This window comes from Hyphomonas oceanitis SCH89, from assembly GCF_000685295.1.
GTDB classification, from domain to species: Bacteria; Pseudomonadota; Alphaproteobacteria; order Caulobacterales; family Hyphomonadaceae; genus Hyphomonas; species Hyphomonas oceanitis.
Window position 1 is genome coordinate 56,216 of the sequence record NZ_ARYL01000003.1, and the last position, 21,036, is coordinate 77,251.

Here is a 21,036-nt window from a genome sequence, read left to right on the forward strand (position 1 = left end):
GTCCAAGGATTGTTGATAATACCCGACGCTGCCCGAATGGCAGCTTTGCCGGGCGAATCCTGAGCCCGGAGCGTCTGTTGCGGTGCACATAATGCAAAAACGCCCGCCAGTACAGGCGGGCGTCTCAGTTTCCGTAAATTCACGGATGGGGTGACGTCTGATTAACCGAGGTTCTTGTTGGCAAAGTCCCAGTTGATCAGCTTGTTGATGAATGCGTCCATATAGTTCGGACGGCTGTTCTGGTAGTCGAGGTAATAGGCGTGTTCCCAGACATCCATGGTCAGGATTGGCGTCACACCAGCTTCTGTCAGCGGTGTTTCGGCGTTTGGCGTCTTGGTAATGGCCAGTTTGCCATCCTTCAGCACCAGCCAGGCCCAGCCTGAACCGAACTGGCCGCCACCGGCTGCCTTGAAGTCTTTCACGAACTGGTCGTAGCCGCCGAGATCGCTCTCGATCTTGGCGGCAATCTTGCCGGTTGGCTTGCCGCCGCCGTTTGGTGTCATCGAGTGCCAGTAGAACGTGTGGTTCCACACTTGGGCGGCATTGTTGAACAGGCCGGCCTTGGATTTGTCAGCGGCAGTGACCTTGATGATCTCTTCGAGCGACTTGCCCTCGAGATCGGTGCCTTCAATCATCTTGTTGAGATTGTCGACATACGCCTGATGGTGCTTGCCGTGGTGGTAGTTGAGGGTCTCCTCGGAAATGTGAGGAGCGAGGTCTCCGCGTCCATAAGGGAGGTCGGGAAGGGAAAAAGCCATGAGATCGTCCTTTCTTGCATAACATTGACTGGTGTATCAGCGCGTCTTCCCACATATGGGTTCCATGTCAAACGAGACTAGCCCTCTGAGCAAAACACAATGGAAGGCAATCGACGCCCGCGTTAAGCGCGTGGACGAAGATCGCTGGATATCCAGTCGTTTCGCCCCCGAAATATACCGCAACGCCCTGATAGCACTTTATGCGCTGGCTTACGAGTTGGCCCGCGTGCGGCTGGCCGTGACCGAAGACACGCTCGGCGCCATCCGCTTCCAGTGGTGGCGCGATGCCCTCTCCGAGATCGAGGCCGAGAAGACGCCGCGCTCCCATGACGTCTGCCTCGCTCTCTATGAGGAAGTCGCGTGCCAGCGCCTGAAAGTGGGCGCCCTGCAGAAACTGGTCGATGGCTACCAGGCCGCTTTCGAGGCTGAGGACCGCGCGCGCGAGCCTGAGGCCTGGCTCGCCGCGGTCGCCGCCAGCGTGCTCGCCGGTGCCCATGGCTGGGGTACGGAGATACAGGAAGTCGCGCCTGCCTATGCCGCGACCCGTCGCAGCGACACCAAGGCGTTCGGCCCACACGTTGCCCCGGCGCCGAAGCCCATCCGGCCTGCCATCGCCCATTTCCGCCTGCGCAAGTTCTACTCAGAAGGCCGCGATCCGAACGCTGTCACCAAGCGTCTCAGCATCATGAAGGCGATGAATACCGGGCAGGTCTGACAATCTGTCTCCTGAACAAGTCTGGAACCAGACCGGTTTTTGTGCGCTTCTCCTGACAAGGCAGGAGAAATAAATGAAACATAGAAATGTCGCATCGGCTGCGCTCATCATGGCGCTCGGCGCAACACTGGGCGCCTGCAATGGCAACCAGACACTCCCCATCGAGACTGGCTTTGGCCCGGCGCCCGACCTGCCCAAACCCACAGACAAGCTCCTGCCGACCGTGAATGTGGCCACCGCCAAGGCATGGACAGGCGATGCGAAGCCGACGCCCGCCGCCGGCCTCGCGGTCAACCAGTTTGCCGCAGACCTCGACCATCCCCGCTGGCTCTACCAGCTGCCGAATGGCGACGTACTCGTCGCTGAAACCAATGGCCCGCCGCGCCCGGAAGATGGCGACGGCATTCGCGGCTTCTTCATGAAGCGCGTCATGGCCAAGGCTGGCGCCGGCGTGCCCAGTGCAAACCGCATTTCCCTCCTGCGCGATGCGGACGGCGACGGCGTGGCTGAAACCCACACGACCTATCTTAGCGGCCTCAACTCGCCCTTCGGCATGACGCTTGTCGGCGACACGCTCTACATCGCCGATACGGATGCCATCGTGACCGTGCCCTATGTTGAGGGCAACACCACGAACACTGCCACGCCCCAAGAGTTCTTTGCCCTCCCGGCGGGCGAGATAAACCATCACTGGACCAAGAATGTCGTCGCCAGCCCTGACGGCACCAAGCTCTACGCCTCTGTCGGCTCCAACAGCAATGTCGCCGAAAACGGCATCGAGGCCGAAGAAGGCCGCGCCGCCATCTGGGAAATCGACATTGCCTCCCGTGAGGGCCGCGTCTTCGCCACGGGCCTGCGCAATCCCGTCGGCATGGATATCGATCCGTCCACCGGCACGCTCTTCACTGTCGTCAACGAACGCGATGAACTCGGCAACAATCTCGTGCCGGACTATCTCACCTCTGTGAAAGACGGCGCCTTCTATGGCTGGCCCTACAGCTATTACGGCCAGACCATCGACACGCGCGTCGAGCCGCAAAAACCGGATCTCGTCGCCAGCGCCATCGCGCCGGATTATGCCCTCGGTTCGCACACGGCCTCGCTCGGGCTCGACCTGACGAGCGGGTCGACCGGCGCCATGGCCACGCATTACGGCGAAGGCGCCTTCATCGGCCAACATGGCTCGTGGAACCGCAAGCCGCGCAGTGGCTACAAGGTCATCTTCGTGCCCTTCGCCAATGGCATGCCATCAGGCGAGCCAGTGACCGTGCTCGATGATTTCATGACTGATGACACCGCCCATGGCCGCCCTGTCGGCGTCCTGCTCGACCAGTCCGGCGCTCTCCTTGTTGCAGACGATGTCGGCAACCGCATCTGGCGCGTCACGGCGCAGTAAAGCCTAACGCCGCGCGCCTTCAATCAGCGCGCGGCCATCAAGGCTCGGCGACCGGAACCCGCCATCATGCGCAAACGGCATCACCGCGCCTGACCGCAAAGCCCCAAGCACGGCGGCGAAATCCGTCTCGCAGCGAAACCCGAGTTCCCGCTCTATCCGCGAGGCGTCATAAACGCGCCCGATCTGCTGCGGCAGGCGCCACCCCCGGCTTGCATAGAGGTCAGCGGCATCCGGGAAGTGCTGCAATATGACCGCAGCGGCATCGCGCTTCAGGGCGGCACATTCCGACCGCGCAAACGGGCTCAGCGCCGATACGATATATAGCCCAAAGCCCACATCCGGCGCCTTCTCCAGCGCCACGAGATGGGCTCGCGCTGCGTCCTCAACCGTCAGCCGACGGTGCAGGAATTCATTGGCTTTCAGATTTTCCGGCGGTGGGTTCGACAGCGTGTCATCATCCTCGGGAAAGAAGCGCGACGTGCGCAGCACAACGCAGTTCAGCCCGGTCTCCAGCGCAAACTGCCGGCACAGCCCCTCAGCCGCCAGTTTCGTCACGCCGTAAATATTGCGCGGCGCCAGCGGCCCCTGATCCTCGTCCAACCACACGGCCTCCGCCGATGCCTCGTCCCGGATGGCCTGCGAAATCATCAGCGATGTCGTGGATGTCATCACGAACCGGTCATGCCCCGCCGCCACCGCCGCCTCCAGCAGGTTCAGCGTGCCGGTCACATTCGTGTCGATAAAGGCCTGGCGCGGAAACCGCGCAATATCCGGCTTGTGCAGCGCGCCTGCATGAATGATAGCTTCAATGCCATGATCCGCGAATATCTGGTCGACCAGCGCACGGTTTGCGACAGTGCCGATCACCTGCGTAAACGGTCCCGGCGCCACATCCAGCCCAACGACGCGGTGCCCGCACGCCTCCAGCAAGGGCGCCAAGTGGCGTCCCAGCCAGCCCGTCGATCCGGTGAGCAGAAGTTTCAAAGGCCTGCTCCCTGACTGTCTCTATTCCGCGGGCACCAGCTCGGCTTCACCCGCCAGCCACGCATCGACATCCTGCAGCGCGCGCACGGCCTGGGCCATCTTCTTGGCCCGGCCCTTGTCCTTGCCGCGAAGGCGTTTGCCGTCCGGGCCGACTTTCGAATAGTCGGTAATGTCCGGAAACAGGCCGAAATTCACGTTCATCGGCTGGAAGGTCTGCTTGCCCTGCAAATGGCCGCCTGTGATGTGCAGCACCAGCGAGCCGAGCGCCGTGGTCGGCGGTGGCGGGGGCAGGGTGCGGCCGAGGCGTTCGGCCGCCGCAAAGCGCCCGGCGAGCAGGCCCATGGCCGCGCTCTCGACATAGCCTTCAACGCCCGTCACCTGACCTGCAAAGCGCAGGCGCGGTATGGATTTCATGCGCAGCTGCTCGTCCAGCAGTTTCGGCGAATTCAGGAACGTGTTGCGGTGGATGCCGCCCAGCCGCGCGAACTCGGCCTTCTCGAGGCCGGGGATCATGCGGAAGATTTCCGCCTGCGCGCCATGTTTCAGCTTGGTCTGGAAACCCACCATGTTCCACAGCGTGCCGAGGGCATTGTCCTGGCGCAGCTGCACAACGGCGTGCGATTTCACGGTCGGGTCGTGCGGATTGGTCAGGCCGACCGGCTTCATCGGTCCGAAACGCAACGTCTCGCGCCCGCGCTCGGCCATCACTTCGATTGGCAGGCAGCCTTCGAAATAGGGCGTGTCTTTTTCCCAGTCCTTGAACTCGGTCTTAGGTGCCGCGATCAGCGCATCGAGGAAGGCATTGTACTGGGCCTCGTCCATAGCGCAGTTGATATAGGCCGCCGTGTCGCCGCCGGGGCCGGGCTTGTCATAGCGGCTCTGGCGCCAGGCCTTCGTCATGTCGACGGAGTCCATGTAGATGATCGGCGCGATGGCATCGAAGAAGGCGAGGTCGCCTTCGCCCGTATGCGCATGGATCGCCTCGGCCAGCGCCTGCGAGGTCAGCGGGCCGGTCGCGATGATCACGCTGTCCCAGTCTTCGGGCGGAATACCGGCGATTTCCTCACGCACGATGGTGACCAGCGGATGGGCTTCCAGCTTGGCGGTAATCGCCTCGGCAAAGCCCTCGCGGTCGACGGCCAGCGCACTGCCAGCGGGCACCTGATGGTCAGCCGCCGTGGTGATAATCAGGCCGCCAGCCCGGCGCATTTCCTCATGCAGAACGCCCACGGCATTGGTCGTATGGTCGTCCGAGCGGAACGAATTGGAGCAGACCAGCTCGGCCAATTGGTCCGTCTGGTGGGCTTCTGTGCCCTTTACGCCCCGCATTTCATGCAGGATCACGGGCACGCCCGCGCTCGCTGCCTGCCATGTCGCTTCCGATCCGGCCATGCCGCCACCGATAATATGGATAGGTTTGATGCTCATGGGTGGGACATGCGCAGGCCAGCCCGGCGCGTCAAGATGGTGTTTGCCGCCCGGCGCCTTGCGGTTTAGGTGTGGAACCAATGAGGAGTCGCACCATGGACGTGAAGCTGCCCGTTGCGGGAATGGTTGCCGAGGCCTGGGGCCTCGCCCTCCGCGCCGCCCTGCCGAGCCTTCCGTGGCTGGCGGGTCTGATGGTCACGGCTGGGCTCTATCGGCTCACGCTTTACCTGCAGGTCGGCGCCATTATCAACCTCATGCTGCTGGTCGTTGTGTTCGCCGCTGGCGTCGCCTTCTCGCTCAGGGTCTATCGCAGCATGCTGGGCGCATCCTCTGGCACATTCCTCAAACTCGCCCACGCCAATCTCGCCATCTATATGGCCTTCCTTTTCGTGGGCGTGTTCATCGCCTTCTTCCTCGCCATCCTGCCGGGCATCCTGCTGGAAGTCTCGGGCCGAACGGATCTTGATGCGAAAACCGATCCTGCAATCGTGCAGGCCGCCTTCATGGACATGTTGCCCACGGCCTATGGCGCTGTCTTCATCCTGGCTTGCGCGCTCGGCCTCTGGGCGCTTTGCTTCTTTGCCATACGCCTCCTGCTCGTTGGCGCCGCGACGGTCAGCCGGGGCGAGACCATGGTGTTTCGCACATGGCCGTGGACCAAGGGCCATGCGCTCCGGCTCAGCATCGCGGCCATGGCCACCCATGTCGGCCCCTTCTTTGCGGCGATAGCCATAAATGCCGCGCTCGCGCCGCTGCTCGGCACAGCCCCCGCCGGCCTGTTCATCGGCGGTGCCCTTGGTGTACTCCTGTTGGCGCCCTTCCTGCTCGCCGGACACGGCCTCGCCGTCAGCGCCCTGCCGCGTCTCGCGCCCGACGCTGCGGAACTGGCCGAGATTGCAACGTCCGGCTGACTCCGCTTAGATACCTTTAAGTGGCAATCAGGTGGGGAGACCAAGGCCAATGAATCCAGTGAGTTTTGATTTCGGCAATGCGATGATGCATTTCCGTAAAACAGGTGGCCCCAAGGGCTTCCTGCTCAGCTATGGCGCGACCTACGTCTTGCTATATGTGATCCTCTCGGCGGTAAGCATCGGGCTGCAATGGCCCATTTACGGCGCCATGTTCGATCCTGCGGCGATGGAAGACCCCTTGGTCATGGAAGCCGCCATGATGCAGCACATGGGGCGCGTCCTGCTCGGTTACGCGGTCCTGATTCCGCTTGGCCTTGCCTTCTGGATGATCTTCGAAGGCGCAAACCAGCGTCGCTACATGCGGGCTGAAGGCTTCCGACTGCGGCTCGGCGGCGATGAATGGCGCCTCCTCGTGGTGGGGCTGATCTGGTTTGTCCTGTTAATCGGGCTGTATCTCGGCGGTATCATCGCATTTATCGTGCCTATGGCCATCGCGGCCGCAACCGGCACAGGCGAGGGCGCCATGATTGGCGGGCTGCTGACCTTCATCCTCGCGCTCGCCTACATGATTTTTGCGCTCTGGCTATGTGCCCGTTTTTCACCCGCCGCCGCGCTCACCGTGCGGGATCGCAGCATCCGGTTCGGACAGGCCTGGCGCGTGACGAAAGGCAAGGCATGGACCATTGTCGGCAGCTGGATCGTCCTCGGCCTGATCATGTCTGTCGTGTTCTTCGTGATCTACATGATCTTCGTGGTCGCCATCGTTGCCTCGCTTATGCCGATGATGAACGGAATGGAATCAGAGGATCCCTCGGCAATATTCCGCGCCATGCTCTCGCCCGCCGTCCTCATTCCCGGCGCCTTGCTGGTGGTCGGCATGGTCTTTTTGCAAGGCTGCGGCATGCACATCTTTTCCGGACCGGCAGCACTGGCGGCCCGCACCGATCCGGAATGGGCTGACCATCCGGCAATCGACGACACATTTGTCTAGGGGGTCGGCTGTAGCAGCAGCTGCGTATGGCAGGATCACGGGGTTGAAGCGGAGGGGACACTATGCCGACACGATTCTCATTTGACGGCGCGCTGTCAAACGCCTTCCGGGCGGCGCATATGCGCAGCTTTCCATGGCTCTTCGCGGCTGCCTTTGCGCTTGTCGTCACGATAGCCTCACTGATCCTGACATATCTCGCCAGGGACACGTTCATGGAGGTGATGTCCGGGTTTGAGTCCTTCGCCGAAACCGCGAGCGATGAGCCCGATCCGTACACCGTGTTCAGCTTCTTTTTCGGCATGATGGCCTCGCTTGTCCCGTGGGCTATTGCGGGCGGCCTCGGCTACTGGGTCATCCGGGCCGTATTCGAAGCGGCTTCCCAGCGGCGCTACATCCGCGACGAGCGCTTTTCCCTGCGCCTGGGGGCAGACGAGCTGCGCATGATGGTTGTGCTCCTCTTGTGGTGGCTACTCTACACGGTCACTTTCGGCTTGCCGGTCCTCTACATATTCAACGGCGTAATGGGCATTTTCGAGATCGGGATTGACGATATGTCGGAAGAGGAAATGGCGCGGAAAATGATCCCGCTTGTCTTTGGCGGGATGGGGCTGATGCTGCTTGTCATGCCCGTTTATGTATTCCTCGCGACGCGACTCGCGCCCTGTTTCGCGATGACGATCAAGGACCGCAAAATCGTCTTCCTCGATGCCTGGAACGTCTCGCGCGGCCGCTTCTGGCCCATTCTCGGCGCCTTTGTCATCCTGTCGGTTGGTGGCGGCATTGCCTCTTCCGTCATCAGCCAGGTGCTTCAGCTGATCATCCTGATGCCGTTCACGGGCAGCATGAACAACGTCCAGTCTGCCGAAGAAGCCTTCGGCGCAATCTTCTCGCCGTCATTCCTCGTGCCGATGGCTATTTATGGCTTCGCAACCTCGTTCATGTCCGGACTGCTGCTGCATTTCACAGGCGGACCGGCCGCGTTTGCCGCCCGCCACGATCCCCGCGGCGGGGTCGACGATGCGGCCCAGATGGCGGTGTTCGACTAGGCGCCTATTTCGCGGCGCTGGCCGATTTGGACTTTGTCTTCTTCGCCGGTGTCGCCGCCTTCGCCTTGGCGGCCGGTTTTGCCTTCGCAGCCTTCTTCGGCGCTTCAGCCTTGGCCGCAACTGATGGCGTCTTCGCCCGGTCGCGCTTGTTGCGCTGGGCGCGGCGTTCGTCCTGCCGACGGAAGGTCTCGGCCAGGAACTTGCCGGTCCAGCTTCCTTTCGTGGCCGCGATGTCTTCCGGCGTACCGGCCGCAATCAGCTGGCCCCCGCCATCGCCGCCCTCAGGGCCAATATCCAGCACCCAGTCGGCCGTTTTCACGACGTCCAGGTTATGCTCGATCACGACCACCGTATTCCCGGCATCGACCAGTTCATGCAGCACTTCCAGCAGCTTGCGCACGTCATCAAAGTGAAGGCCCGTGGTCGGCTCATCGAGAATATACAGCGTCCGCCCGGTCGCGCGTTTCGCCAGTTCCTTGGCCAGCTTCACACGCTGCGCCTCGCCGCCTGACAGCGTCGTTGCCTGCTGGCCGACCTGGACATAGCCCAGCCCCACCTGCACCAGCGTCTCCATCTTCGTCGCAATCGCCGGCACCGCCGAGAAGAATTTCGCGGCCTCTTCAACGGTCATGTCCAGCACGTCGGCAATCGACTTGCCCTTGAACGTCACTTCCAGCGTCTCGCGATTGTAGCGCTTGCCCTTGCAGGTCTCGCACGTGACATACACGTCCGGCAGGAAGTGCATCTCGATCTTGATGACGCCGTCGCCCTGGCAGGCCTCGCAGCGGCCGCCCTTCACGTTGAAGCTGAACCGTCCGGCCTTGTAGCCGCGCGCCTTGGATTCCGGCAGGCCGGTATACCAGTCGCGGATCGGCCCGAAGGCGCCCGTATAGGTTGCCGGGTTCGAACGCGGCGTGCGCCCGATCGGGCTCTGGTCGATGTCGATCACCTTGTCGAGATGCTGCAGGCCCTCGAGGCTGTCATAGGGCTGTGGCGGGCTCGACGCGCCGTTCAGCTTGCGCGCCAGTGCCTTGTAAAGCGTCTCGATGATCAGCGTGGACTTGCCGCCGCCCGACACGCCCGTGATGCAGGTGAAACTGCCGAGCGGGATCGTCGCGGTGACGTTCTTGAGGTTGTTGCCCGTCGCGCCCTTCAGCGTGATTTTGCGCTTCGTCTTCTCCACCGGGCGGCGCTTCGGGATCGGGATTTCCTTCTGCCCGTTCAGGTAATCTGCCGTCAGCGATTTCGGGTTCGCGAGCACCTCTTCAGGTGTCCCTTCAGCAATGATCTCGCCGCCATGGATGCCGGCTGCGGGGCCCATGTCGATCACATGGTCCGCCGTCAGGATGGCGTCCTCGTCATGCTCCACCACGATCACCGAATTGCCGAGATCGCGCAGCCGCTTCAGCGTCTCCAGCAGACGCGCATTATCCCGCTGGTGCAGGCCGATCGACGGCTCGTCGAGCACATAGAGCACGCCCGTCAGGCCCGAACCGATCTGGCTGGCGAGACGAATCCGCTGGCTCTCGCCACCCGACAGCGTGCCGGAGCCCCGGCTCAGCGTCAGGTATTCAAGGCCCACATCATTCAGGAAGTTCAGCCGGTCATTGATCTCTTTGAGAATGCGCGACGCGATCTCGTTCTGCTGCTTGGTCAGCGTCTTCGACACTTTGCCAAACCAGTCGCCGGCATCCTTGATCGAGAATTCGGCCGCCGATGAAATGTCCAGCGTCGCGATCTTTACCGCCAGCGCCTGCGGCTTCAGCCTTTTGCCGCCACAGGCCGGGCAGGGCGCTGCCGACTGGAACTTCGCCACTTCTTCGCGCACCCAGGCCGAGTCCGTCTCGCGATAGCGCCTCTCCAGGTTCGGGATCACGCCCTCGAACGTCTTCTTCACCTCATAGCGGCGCATGCCGTCATCATAGACGAACTTGATTTCCTGCTCGCCGGTGCCGTGCAGGATCATCTGGTGAATGTCTTCCGGCAGCTGGTTCCACGGCTTCTTCAGGTCAAACCGGTAATGCGTCGACAGGGCCTGCAGCGTCTGCGTCTGGTAGGGCGAGGTCGACTTGGCCCAGGGCGCAATCGCGCCATTCAGCATGTCGAGATCCTTGTCCGGCACGACGAGGTCGGCGTCCACTTTCAGCTGGTTGCCGAGGCCGTCACAGGTCGGGCAGGCGCCGAACGGGTTGTTGAACGAGAACAGGCGCGGCTCGATTTCCGAAATCGTGAAGCCCGAGACAGGGCAGGCGAAATTGGCGCTGTAGGTGATGCGCTTCGGCTCGGTCTCGCCCTCTTCAAGGTCGGCATATTCGGCCAGCGCAATGCCCTGCGCGAGGCCAAGCGCCGTCTCGAAACTCTCCGCGAGGCGCTGCTGCATGCCTTCGCGCACGACCACGCGGTCCACGACCACGTCGATGTCATGCTTGAACTTCTTGTCGAGCTTTGGCGGGTTTTCCAGCTCGTGGAATTCCCCGTCCACCTTCACGCGCTGGTAGCCATTCTTCAGCAGCTCGGCGAATTCCTTGCGATACTCGCCCTTGCGGCCGCGGATCATCGGCGCCAGCAGGTAGAGCCGTGTGCCCTCCGGCAGCTCCATCGTACGGTCGACCATCTGGGTCACCGTCTGGCTCTCGATCGGCAGGCCTGTCGCCGGCGAATAGGGCACGCCGACGCGCGCCCAGAGCAGGCGCATATAGTCGTAAATCTCGGTGACAGTGCCGACGGTCGAGCGCGGGTTCCGGCTCGTCGTCTTCTGCTCGATGGAGATCGCGGGCGACAGGCCCTCGATGCTTTCCACGTCCGGCTTCTGCATCAGCTCAAGGAACTGGCGCGCATAGGCCGACAGGCTTTCGACATAGCGCCGCTGCCCCTCGGCATAGATCGTGTCGAAGGCCAGCGAGGATTTGCCCGAGCCTGACAGGCCGGTCATCACCACAAGCTCACCGCGTGGAATGTCCACGTCGATATTCTTGAGGTTGTGTTCCTTGGCTCCGCGCACGCGGATGAAAGGCGATTCTAGTCGGGCCATGGGGGAAAGCTCGTTACGGTGGCGAAACAGGTATGGGAATGTTGCTAGGCTCTATGTGTGGCGTGAGTCCAGCTTGACCACAAGAACAAAGTGTGAACATTTGTCAGTCGCTGCTTTTTTCATCCCCGGCTGTGGAAATACGGCTGGGGAGGCGACAGGCGAGGCCGGTCGCGGTAGAAGAGAACAGATTCGATAATGAAACAAGCCTGAGCGGAGATGGATAGATGGCAGGATCAGTGAACAAGGTCATTCTTATTGGGAATGTCGGGCAGGATCCAGAGATCCGCCAGTTCCAGAATGGTGGCCAGGTCGCCAGCTTCACGCTGGCCACGTCGGAGACGTGGAAAGACAAGGCGACTGGCGAGCGCAAGGAAAAAACCGAGTGGCATCGCATCTCGATCCTCAGCGAAGGCCTCGTCCGCGTCGTCCAGAACTATGTGAAGAAGGGCTCCAAGCTCTACATCGAGGGCCAGCTGGAAACCCGCAAGTGGCAGGACAAGGACGGCCAGGACAAGTACACGACTGAAGTCGTCCTGCGCGGCTTTGGCGGCACGCTCACCATGCTGGACAGCGCGGGTGACCGTGCCGGTGGCGGTGCCCGTTCCGGCGGCAATGATTTCGGTTCCCAGCAGGGCGGCGCGCGCAAGATGAGCGGCCCGGCCGAGAGCTTCAGCCAGGACCTCGACGACGAGATCCCGTTCTAGGACCCACCGCATGCAGCGCCTGATCGCTCGCCCTTCGCACATCGCCGCCGGTCTCCTTATGGTCACTGTCGCTGCTGTGCTGGGGGCGTGCATGTCCATGGCGCCGCTACCCGAACTATCGGCAAGCGTGGCGGCAGAGGACGTTGATCCCGCTACATCCACGCTTGTCATCTACCGTCTGGAAGACGAACGGACCTGGATCAGCAATCCGGCCCGCGCGTCTGAGCGGTTCAGCCCGGCCTCCACATCGAAAATCCCGCACACGCTCATCGCCATTGAAACCGGCGCCGTTACCGGCCCGGACGAAGTGTTCAAATGGGACGGCCAGAAGCGTTTCATGGACAACTGGAACGAGGACCAGACCTTTGCGGATGCCTTCAAGCGGTCCACGGTCTGGATCTTCCAGACCGTGACACCGCGCATCGGGTCTGCAGTCCTTCACGACTGGCTGCAGCAGCTCAATTACGGCAATGCCGATGTCGGCCCGGCTGACAATGTCACGCAATACTGGCTGGCAGGCCCGCTGGCGATCTCTGCCGAGGAGCAGGTCGCCTTCCTGGCCCATCTCGCCCGCCGCACGCTGCCGCTCTCTGCGCGCACCTATGACCTCGCCGTGCCGGTCATGGTGGCCGATTCCGGCGCGGGCTGGACGCTTTACGGCAAGACAGGCTGGCACAGTGTCGATGGCGAGCCGGAGATCGGCTGGTATGTCGGCTGGCTCGAGCAGACCGGCGGCGAAGCGCCCGGCACCTATGCCTTTGCCTTCAACATGGACATGGCCGCCCCCGATGCCGACCTGCCGAAACGCAAGGGCGTGGTCCTGCGCGCGCTGTCCGATCTGCGGGCCCTCCCGGCCGCTAACTAGGCTGCGCGCGCGTTCGGGCTTTTTGGCCGCTATCCGGGCTGTTTCCGTAACGTATCCGGGCTTTTTACGGGCATGTATTCGTGCAGTTTTTTGCCCATTTCGTGGGTCGTCCGCCAACTGCTAAAACACCCCCGAAAGGGTGGCTTTCCACACCCCCGGCTGCTAGTGTTTTTCTCAGTGATTATGGGCGATTCGGGCCAATGCCCCGCCCTGTGAGACCGGACACGCAGAAAGCCCTTCCATGAGCGACGATACGACCCCGCCGGACGAGCCGGAAACCCCTGAGAATTCGGGCGAAAACCCCGCCCTCCCGGACGGAATCGAGCTGATTTCCATCGAATCCGAGCTGAAAAGCTCCTATCTCGACTATGCGATGAGCGTCATCGTCAGCCGGGCGCTGCCGGATGTGCGCGACGGCCTCAAACCCGTTCACCGCCGCATCCTTTACGGCATGCAGGTCGGCGGCAACACGCCGGACAAGCCCTACAAGAAATCTGCCAACATCGTCGGCGCCGTCATGGGTAACTTCCACCCCCATGGCGACAGCGCGATCTATGACGCCCTCGTGCGCCTGGCCCAGCCCTTCTCCATGGGCCTGCCAATGGTCGACGGGCAGGGCAATTTCGGTTCGATCGACAACGATCCCCCGGCCGCCATGCGTTACACCGAAAGCCGCATGACCAAGGCGGCGACCTACCTGCTCGCCGATATCGACAAGGACACGGTCAACTTCCAGGACACCTATGACGGCTCCCAACAGGAGCCGATGGTCCTGCCGGCCCAGTTCCCGAACCTGCTCGTCAATGGCGGCGGCGGCATCGCGGTCGGCATGGCCACCAACATTCCGCCGCACAATCTCGGCGAAGTCGTCGACGCCACGCTCGCGGTGATCGAAGATCCGACCATCGACGATGAGGCCCTGCTCGAAATCGTCCCGGGCCCAGATTTCCCGACAGGCGGCCTCATCATGGGCCACGCCGGCAGCCGCAAGGGCCTGACCACGGGCCGTGGCTCGGTCATCATGCGCGCCAAGACCGACATCGAAGAGGCCAAGAATGGCCGCCAAGCCATCATCGTCACCGAGATTCCCTATCAGGTGAACAAGGCCGCGATGATCACCAAGATCGCCGAACTCGTTCGTGAAAAGCGCGTCGAAGGCATCTCCGACCTGCGCGACGAATCCGACCGTAACGGCATCCGGGTCGTCATCGAGATGAAGAAGGATGCCAGCGCCGAAGTCGTGCTGAACCAGCTCTTCCGCTTCAGCCAGCTGCAGACCAGTTTCGGCGTCAACATGCTTGCCCTCAATGGCGGCCGCCCGGAACTGATGAACCTGCGCAAGGTGCTCGACTACTTCATCACCTTCCGTGAGGAAGTCATCGTCCGCCGCACCAAGTTCGAGCTCAACAAGGCCCGCGATCGTGCGCACGTCTTGGTCGGTCTCGCGCTCGCTGTCGCCAACATTGACGAAGTCATCCGCATCATCCGCCACGCGCCTGACCCGGCGACGGCGCGTGAGCAATTGCTCGCCAAGGCCTGGCCGATCATGGATATGGGGCCTCTGCTGGAACTCATCGCAGACCGGCGCACGCGCTGGTCCGGCGGCGACACGATCTACCTGTCGGACGAGCAGGCCCGCTCAATCCTCGACCTGCGCCTCCACCGCCTCACAGGCCTTGGACGCGACGAGATCGGCAATGAGGCCAAGGGTCTGTCGGAGAAGATCGCCGATCTCCTCGATATCCTGCGGTCGCGCCCGCGCATCCGCGAGATCATCAAGGCCGAACTGAACGAAGTGAAAGAGAAGTTCGCCGTGCCGCGTCGTTCGCAATTCGCGATGGGCGGTCTCGACATGGAAGACGAGGACCTCATCGAGGTCGAAGACATGGTCGTCACCGTCACTCATGGCGGCTACGTCAAGCGCACGCCGCTTTCGACTTACCGGACCCAGCATCGCGGCGGCAAGGGCCGTTCGGGCATGTCCATGAAGGACGAGGATTTCGTGGTCGAGCTGTTCTCGGCAACCACGCATACCGAAGTTCTGTTCTTCTCCTCGGCCGGCATGGTCTACAAGGAAAAGGTCTGGCGGCTTCCTGTCGGCGGGCCGAACTCGCGCGGCAAGGCGCTGGTCAACATCTTCCCGCTGGCGGCCGACGAACGTATCGAGAGTGTCATGCCGCTGCCGGACGACGAAGCCGCGCACGAAGTGATGGACCTCATGTTCGCCACCCGCTCCGGCACCGTCCGCCGCAACAAGCTGGCAGACTTCACGCGGGTCAATCGCAACGGCAAGATCGCCATGAAGCTGGATGACGGCGACGGCATTGTCTCGGTCAAGATCTGTACCGAGCGCGATGATATCCTGCTCACTACGGCGCTGGGCCAGTGTATCCGCTTCCCCGTCACCGACGTGCGCGTGTTCGCAGGTCGCAACTCGACCGGCGTGCGGGGCATCCGCCTTGGCGCCAGCGACGAAGTCATCTCCATGGGCATCCTGCGTCATGTCGCGGTCACGTCTGAGGAGGCACGCGCCTATATCAAGCACGCTGCGGCCATGCGCCGGGCTGCCACGGGCGAAGAAGAGGAAATCAGCGAGGACGAAGGCGAAGAGGTCGTCGACGAAGCCGCCCTCAGCACGGATCGTCTCGTCGAGCTTGGCGCGGCCGAGGAATTCATCCTCACCATCGCTGACGACGGCATGGGCAAGCGCTCGTCCGCCTATGATTACCGGGTCACCGGTCGCGGCGGCAAAGGCCTCGTGGCGCAGAATATCTGGGGCCGCGACAAGAAGAGCGGGCCGACCAAGAAAGTCGCCCAGTCCTTCCCTGTCGGCGATGGCGACCAGGTCATGCTCGTCACCGATGCCGGCCAGCTGATCCGCACCCCGGTCGACCAGATCCGCATCGCGGGACGTTCCACGGGCGGTGTCTGGGTGCTGCGTACGCACGAAGGCGAGCACGTTGTTTCTGTTGCACGGCTTGTAGAAGACGCTGAAACCGATATGGATGGGGAAAATGGTGGCCCAGCCGAGGCTGGATCACCGGAAATGCCTGAATAACAGGGCCGGAATACAGGGAAGGGGCACCAGTGCATCGTATCGGACTTTACCCGGGTACATTCGATCCTCCGACCAATGGTCATATCGATATTTTCGGTCGCGCCATGAAGCTGGTCGACACGCTTGTCATTGGCGTCGCCGTCAATGAGGCCAAGAAGCCTTTGTTTTCGTTGGAAGAACGCGTGCAAATGGTGAAAGCCGAGTGCGCGCGATTCAACGGCCCCGGCATGGCTGAAATCAAGGTCATGCCGATGCATGGCCTGCTCATGAAATTCGCCGAGGCTTGCGGCGCGCAGATGATTCTGCGCGGTTTGCGTGCCGTTCAGGACTTCGAATACGAATTCCAGATGACGGCGATGAATGAGCAACTGAATCCCGACATTGAAACAGTCTTCCTGATGGCCGATGTTAGGCACCAGGCGGTCGCGTCGCGGCTCGTGAAAGAAATTGCGAGTCTCGGTGGCGATATAGCGCCGTTTGTAAGCCCTGACGTGAAACGCGCCCTCATGGAGAAATATCAGAAATGAAGCTCGCACCCCTGGTAGTGGCCGCATCGACCCTGTCGCTGGGTCTTTTCGCGTTTGCGCAAACAAAAACGGAAGCGCCAGCTGAAAGCGCGACGCCTGCCGAAGCCGCTTCGCCCGCAGAAGAAGCGCCTGCTGAGGCCGCTACGACTGTCACCGTGGAAGAGGCCAAGGCCGATCCCGCCAACTGGCGTGCCGTCGATCCCGAACGTCTCTTCATTTTCGACACCAACAAGGGCCGCGTCCTGATCGAGGCCTTCCCGGAAGTTGCGCCCAAGCATTATGCGCAATTCTCGGCCATCATCCGCTCCGGCGACTTTGACGGCACCACCTTCCACCGCGTCATCAACGGCTTCATGGCACAGGGCGGCGACATCTTCGCACTCAAGGGCCGCGAATCGGGCCTGCCGGACATTCCGGGCGAGTTCACCTACCGCCGCGACCCGGCGACAATGCCGCTCAACTTCGCCATCGGCCCGGCCGACACAGCCAAGTATGGCTATGTGAATGGCTTCCCGATGATGACGCAGGCCTCCTTCTTCAGCGAAATGTCCAAGGATGGCCTGGTCGAAAGCTGGATCCCGCATTGCCGCGGTGTCGTCTCGACGGCGCGCACGTCAGACCCGGACTCGGCCAATTCGCAATTCTTCCTGATGCGCGACACGTCCCAGCATCTCGACAAGCAATACACGGCCTGGGGCCGCGTCGTTCAGGGCGAAGACGTTGTGCTGGCCATCAAGGCCGGCAAGGAATCCCTCAATGGCGAAGTCGCCCTGCCTGACATCCTGATGGGGGCCAAAGTGGCGGCTGACCTGCCGAAGGCCGAACGCCCGAACGTCTGGGTCGAGCGCACCGATGGTCCGATCTTCATGGCCGCAAATGCCGATGTCGACGAAGATCTGAACGTGTGTGACCTGCCATCCGTACCGGCCGTCGTCGAACGCTAGGTCGCGCTGCCTTCACGGGCCGATAATCCATGACGCCCATGAATCTCGCCGATTTCCATTTTGACCTTCCCGAGCGCCTCATCGCCTTGCGTCCGGCTGACCCGCAGGACTCTGCGCGTCTCCTCGTCGTGCATGGCGATGGGCGTCTGGAAGATGCGACCGTGCGTGACCTGCCGCGCTACCTGACGGCGGGCGATGTCCTCGTCTTCAACGACACGCGCGTGCTTCCTGCTGCGCTGAAGGGCGTGCGGCCCGCCCGCGACGAGATCGGGGCCGATGTGTCCTGCGACGTGAACCTGGTCGAGCGCATCGACGACCACACATGGCGCGCGCTGGCCCGGCCCGGCAAACGCCTCAAAGCTGGTGATCCGATCCATTTCGCCGAAGGCTTCCGCGCAACGATTACGCAGCGCCTTGATGGCGGCGAAATCGAGCTGGCCTTCGACCAGTCCGGTCCCGCGCTCGAACAGGCGCTTGATGCCCACGGCGGCATGCCGCTGCCGCCCTATATCGCCCGCCGCCGTCCGGCGGATGCGCGCGATCGCGAGACCTACCAGACCAGTTTCGCCGGGGATGACGCCGCCTCCGTCGCTGCGCCCACAGCAGGGCTTCATTTCACACCGCGCCTGCTCGCCGAGATTGATGCAGCTGGCCTCGCCCGTGAAACCGTGCGCCTGCATGTCGGGCTCGGCACGTTCAAGCCGCTCGAAGAGGCGCAGCTGGCGGCCAACCGCCTCCATGCCGAATGGCGCCGCCTGACGCCCGAAACCGCCACGCACCTCAATGCCGCGCGCGCCGCCGGTCACCGCTGCGTGCCGGTCGGCACCACCGCCATGCGCACGCTGGAAAGCTGCACCACGCCCGAGGGCACCCTCGCTCCCGCGACTGGCCCGACAGACATTTTCCTGAAACCCGGCGACGCCGTGCGCGCCACCGATGCGCTCGTCACCAATTTCCACCTGCCCGGTTCAAGCCTGTTCATGCTGGTCTGCGCACTGATGGGAACCGATGTGATGCAGGCGGCCTATGCCCATGCCATCGCGTCGGACTATCGCTTCTATTCCTATGGCGACGCCTGCCTGCTGCTTCCCTGAAAAAAATGCCCCCGCTCGTGAAACGAACAGGGGCGAGTATATAGCGGAGGTTCAGTCGCGCTATTTCAGGCGGGCCGAGACGCGCGTGGCGTCTGGCTCGAATTCTTTCCCGGCAGCATCAAAACAGAAAACTGTGTCCTGACGCGCCTTGGCATGGTTCACCCATGTGTACTGGAAGGCCTTGTAACAATCATAACCCTGGCGAGCGTCATCCCACGCATTGGCGCGAGTAACTTGCGCGACGGGATACCATTGGTTCGATTGATGGCCCTGATACGTAAATTCCGGGTGAACGTGGTTGGGGTCGTTACCAAGAACACGAACGCTGACGCCAATTGTTGTCTGGGAGGTGTTGGAAACCCCTGCTTCAGCAGATGCGGGCAGGGAAAATGCTGCGCTCATCAGGGCAATCGCCCCCAAGGCGGCAACATATTTCTGAATTGTCTTCATTCTGAATTCCGGTTTCGTTTGCCCGCCGGGATTTCGATCAATTCCTGTTCCGGATGAACAGGGATGAAGACCGGAACCCGGTGGAGAGATAAAAATGCAAACGATGGAATTAGAGGGGCGTTCTGCCCGCAACATAACTTGGCTCGTGTAGCATTGCGTTGATTATTTTACGCCCGAGCCGCGAAATGGTTCGGCGATTGCTGCAGACTGAATTGGATGGCTGCCATGCATTTTTGGGATGACCCTGCGTAAGCTGTGCGCAAAAAAATCCCCACGCCTGGGCGCAGGGATTTTTAATCGCGAGATCAATCACGGGTATCTAGTGAATGCGCACGCTCGCTCTCACGCCTTGCGGTTCATAACGGCGGTCATGGTCGTCATAGCAGAACGTCGTGTCATAGCGAACGCGCTCGCCATTCTCCCAGCCATACTGGAAGCTCTCATAGCAGTCATAGCCATTGTAGCGGGCATCATAGCGATGGGCGCGGCGAACTTCGTTGCGCGCGTACCAGCGGTCTGATTCATAGCCATCATAGGTATAATGGCCATGGGCATGGGCGCGCTCAGGCGGCGGGGCGCTCGTGCGGACGCCGACTTTGACATCCGTGTCCACGCCGACCCCAAGGCCCAGCTGGGCGGATGCGGGCAGTGTTGCAACGGCCGAACCGATCCCGAGGGCACCAATTACAGCGATGTATTTCAAGGACTTAATCATGGTCAGCTCCTGTGTAGCTTAACCAAAGAACGGCTCAGCCACAGGAGGGTTCCTCAGGAAAGGGCCTAGCCAGCCTCTCTCCAATCGAGCGTCAGGGAGTGCCCCGTCTTTAGGGACATCCAGGCTGCAGAAAAGTCAGACAGCCCGCTGCGCACCGTATCGACCCTCGTCTGATCGAGCGGGACAGAGGCGACGAAGGACTGGGCGAATCCGGCATCGGCGACGTCCTGCAATGTTTCGAGTTCAGCCGGGCCGCCCCAGATTTCGGCTTCGAAACATTCCACCAGCCGCTCCGCCTGCAGGAGCTCGACGATCTCCTCTTCAGGCATATGTGCCTTCGACGCGCTGGCATGCCCGGCGGCAGACGCAATGGCGCCAACATCATCGGGTGACACGCCACCTGCCACCATGCCCCAGAAACCTCTGCGGAACCCGAATGTACGCTCAACATAAAAATGCACGGCGTCGTGCGGAATGGGACCCTTCTTCGGAAACGTGCACCGGGCGACACTGCCATCATCGCGCGTGGCCGTGAGCGTATCTTCGCGAACCCCTTTCACAATTTCGATCTTCATGGATCAGTTCCCGGGACGCAGCTCTTCCATCGACCGGATGGCCTTCGCCGCCGTGATACGCGCCAGGTGGCGGCCTTTCTCATCACGCCAGTCGGCCTCAACGAGGCCCGTCGTGCGGCCCCGGCTGACCAGCCGCCCCTCGATCGTGATCAGGCCATGCGGCACCGGGCGCAGGATCCGCGTCTGCAATTCCATCGTCGTGAACCATTCGCCGTCTTCCAGCGCGCTCGCCATCGTCATCGACACGATATGGTCCGACAGGCCCGCGACCCATCCGCCGAACACGCGCTGGTCGCCAATGTCGCGGTCGCCCGTGTTTGGCCACTCATACAGCGTGTGGCCATACGAGACGTCCTTCAGCCAGAGATCAGGCCGGATACCGAGATTCCTGATGCCGGGGGGAAAGTCCCATGTGCCCGCTTTCAGGCGGCCAAAGAATTCGGTCTGCTGGGCAGACATTTCGGTACGGCTCATGCGAGGCGGGCTCCATTGGGCACCGGCAGGTCGGGCGAGAACATGACGATGGCGCCGTCGGCATCGGGAAACCCGAGCGTCAGCACTTCCGACATGAACTTGCCGATCTGGCGCGGTGGGAAATTGACGACAGCGGCAACCTGTTTGCCGATCAGTTTTTCAGGTTCGTAGTGCACCGTCACCTGCGCCGAACTCTTCTTCACGCCCACACCGGCGCCGAAATCGATCACCAGCCGCAGGGCAGGTTTGCGCGCACCCTCCAGCGGCGCCGCTTCCAGCACCGTGCCGACACGGATATCCACCTCGCGAAAAGTCGCAAAGTCAGTCTCCGCGCCGGGCGGTGAGTCAGGTTCGTCAGTCAGGTGCATGA

Annotated in this window: 20 protein-coding genes; 11 read left to right on the forward strand and 9 right to left on the reverse strand. The window is 62.1% G+C overall.

Annotated elements, in window-relative coordinates:
• Positions 1 to 161: 161 nt before the first annotated feature.
• The gene (locus HOC_RS03070) at positions 162 to 758 is read right to left on the reverse strand and encodes a superoxide dismutase (RefSeq protein ID WP_035535826.1); all 597 of its coding nucleotides are present in this window, start codon (positions 756 to 758) and stop codon (positions 162 to 164) included.
• Between the two features lie 64 nt (positions 759 to 822).
• On the opposite strand from HOC_RS03070, the gene HOC_RS20990 reads away from it, so the two are divergent.
• Entirely contained in the window at positions 823 to 1,473 is a 651-nt protein-coding gene (locus HOC_RS20990; RefSeq protein WP_162174797.1) for a squalene/phytoene synthase family protein, read from the forward strand.
• A 73-nt stretch (positions 1,474 to 1,546) separates the two neighbouring features.
• Positions 1,547 to 2,869 carry a PQQ-dependent sugar dehydrogenase gene (locus tag HOC_RS03080; RefSeq protein WP_035535827.1) on the forward strand — a complete coding sequence of 441 codons (1,323 nt, stop codon included), beginning with the start codon at positions 1,547 to 1,549 and terminating at the stop codon, positions 2,867 to 2,869.
• Between the two features lie 3 nt (positions 2,870 to 2,872).
• Here the strand turns inward: HOC_RS03080 and HOC_RS03085 are convergent, their stop codons facing one another.
• Both HOC_RS03085 and trmFO read right to left on the reverse strand, forming a co-directional pair.
• Positions 2,873 to 3,853, reverse strand: a complete 981-nt coding sequence (locus HOC_RS03085; RefSeq protein WP_051624473.1) for an NAD-dependent epimerase/dehydratase family protein — start codon at positions 3,851 to 3,853, stop codon at positions 2,873 to 2,875.
• A gap of 21 nt (positions 3,854 to 3,874) precedes the next feature.
• Positions 3,875 to 5,281 carry a methylenetetrahydrofolate--tRNA-(uracil(54)-C(5))-methyltransferase (FADH(2)-oxidizing) TrmFO gene (gene trmFO / locus HOC_RS03090; RefSeq protein ID WP_035535946.1) on the reverse strand — a complete coding sequence of 469 codons (1,407 nt, stop codon included), beginning with the start codon at positions 5,279 to 5,281 and terminating at the stop codon, positions 3,875 to 3,877.
• Positions 5,282 to 5,376: 95 nt separating this feature from the next.
• Between trmFO and HOC_RS03095 the strand changes: the two genes are divergently transcribed.
• The 3 genes from HOC_RS03095 to HOC_RS03105 all read left to right on the forward strand — a co-directional run bounded on the left by HOC_RS03095 (position 5,377) and on the right by HOC_RS03105 (position 8,229).
• On the forward strand, positions 5,377 to 6,192 hold the full coding sequence (locus HOC_RS03095; protein WP_035535828.1) for a hypothetical protein: 816 nt from the start codon (positions 5,377 to 5,379) through the stop codon (positions 6,190 to 6,192).
• Between the two features lie 49 nt (positions 6,193 to 6,241).
• On the forward strand, positions 6,242 to 7,183 hold the full coding sequence (locus tag HOC_RS03100; protein WP_035535829.1) for a DUF4013 domain-containing protein: 942 nt from the start codon (positions 6,242 to 6,244) through the stop codon (positions 7,181 to 7,183).
• 62 nt (positions 7,184 to 7,245) lie between these two features.
• Positions 7,246 to 8,229, forward strand: coding sequence for a hypothetical protein (locus HOC_RS03105; protein ID WP_035535830.1), 984 nt, complete (start codon positions 7,246 to 7,248; stop codon positions 8,227 to 8,229).
• A gap of 4 nt (positions 8,230 to 8,233) precedes the next feature.
• Here the strand turns inward: HOC_RS03105 and uvrA are convergent, their stop codons facing one another.
• The gene (uvrA, locus tag HOC_RS03110) at positions 8,234 to 11,260 is read right to left on the reverse strand and encodes an excinuclease ABC subunit UvrA (protein WP_035535831.1); all 3,027 of its coding nucleotides are present in this window, start codon (positions 11,258 to 11,260) and stop codon (positions 8,234 to 8,236) included.
• Between the two features lie 224 nt (positions 11,261 to 11,484).
• Between uvrA and ssb the strand changes: the two genes are divergently transcribed.
• From ssb to queA, 6 genes are all read left to right on the forward strand, one after another.
• Positions 11,485 to 11,964: a single-stranded DNA-binding protein gene (gene ssb, locus HOC_RS03115; RefSeq protein ID WP_035535832.1), complete on the forward strand. Its 480-nt coding sequence runs from the start codon at positions 11,485 to 11,487 to the stop codon at positions 11,962 to 11,964.
• Between the two features lie 58 nt (positions 11,965 to 12,022).
• Positions 12,023 to 12,829, forward strand: coding sequence for an OXA-1090 family carbapenem-hydrolyzing class D beta-lactamase (gene blaOXA, locus HOC_RS03120; RefSeq protein WP_035535947.1), 807 nt, complete (start codon positions 12,023 to 12,025; stop codon positions 12,827 to 12,829).
• Between the two features lie 241 nt (positions 12,830 to 13,070).
• Positions 13,071 to 15,887, forward strand: a complete 2,817-nt coding sequence (gene gyrA, locus HOC_RS03125; RefSeq protein ID WP_035535833.1) for a DNA gyrase subunit A — start codon at positions 13,071 to 13,073, stop codon at positions 15,885 to 15,887.
• A gap of 29 nt (positions 15,888 to 15,916) precedes the next feature.
• A complete protein-coding gene (coaD, locus tag HOC_RS03130) occupies positions 15,917 to 16,414 on the forward strand; it encodes a pantetheine-phosphate adenylyltransferase (protein WP_034739824.1) in 498 nt (165 codons plus the stop codon).
• Positions 16,411 to 17,358 (forward strand): peptidylprolyl isomerase, encoded by a 948-nt coding sequence (locus HOC_RS03135; protein WP_051624475.1) that lies wholly within the window; start codon positions 16,411 to 16,413, stop codon positions 17,356 to 17,358. Before coaD ends, HOC_RS03135 begins: the two co-directional genes overlap by 4 nt.
• 38 nt (positions 17,359 to 17,396) lie before the next feature.
• Positions 17,397 to 18,452 carry a tRNA preQ1(34) S-adenosylmethionine ribosyltransferase-isomerase QueA gene (gene queA, locus HOC_RS03140; RefSeq protein ID WP_035535949.1) on the forward strand — a complete coding sequence of 352 codons (1,056 nt, stop codon included), beginning with the start codon at positions 17,397 to 17,399 and terminating at the stop codon, positions 18,450 to 18,452.
• A gap of 60 nt (positions 18,453 to 18,512) precedes the next feature.
• Here queA and HOC_RS03145 read toward each other — a convergent pair whose 3' ends face one another.
• The 5 genes from HOC_RS03145 to HOC_RS03165 all read right to left on the reverse strand — a co-directional run bounded on the left by HOC_RS03145 (position 18,513) and on the right by HOC_RS03165 (position 21,034).
• Entirely contained in the window at positions 18,513 to 19,037 is a 525-nt protein-coding gene (locus tag HOC_RS03145; RefSeq protein ID WP_162174798.1) for a hypothetical protein, read from the reverse strand.
• A 184-nt stretch (positions 19,038 to 19,221) separates the two neighbouring features.
• The gene (locus HOC_RS03150; protein WP_035535835.1) at positions 19,222 to 19,617 is read right to left on the reverse strand and encodes a hypothetical protein; all 396 of its coding nucleotides are present in this window, start codon (positions 19,615 to 19,617) and stop codon (positions 19,222 to 19,224) included.
• A 65-nt stretch (positions 19,618 to 19,682) separates the two neighbouring features.
• Positions 19,683 to 20,192 (reverse strand): hypothetical protein, encoded by a 510-nt coding sequence (locus tag HOC_RS03155; RefSeq protein ID WP_035535836.1) that lies wholly within the window; start codon positions 20,190 to 20,192, stop codon positions 19,683 to 19,685.
• 3 nt (positions 20,193 to 20,195) lie between these two features.
• Entirely contained in the window at positions 20,196 to 20,666 is a 471-nt protein-coding gene (locus tag HOC_RS03160) for a PaaI family thioesterase (protein ID WP_051624476.1), read from the reverse strand.
• Positions 20,663 to 21,034, reverse strand: a complete 372-nt coding sequence (locus tag HOC_RS03165) for a tRNA-binding protein (RefSeq protein ID WP_035535951.1) — start codon at positions 21,032 to 21,034, stop codon at positions 20,663 to 20,665. Before HOC_RS03165 ends, HOC_RS03160 begins: the two co-directional genes overlap by 4 nt.
• Positions 21,035 to 21,036: the final 2 nt, after the last annotated feature.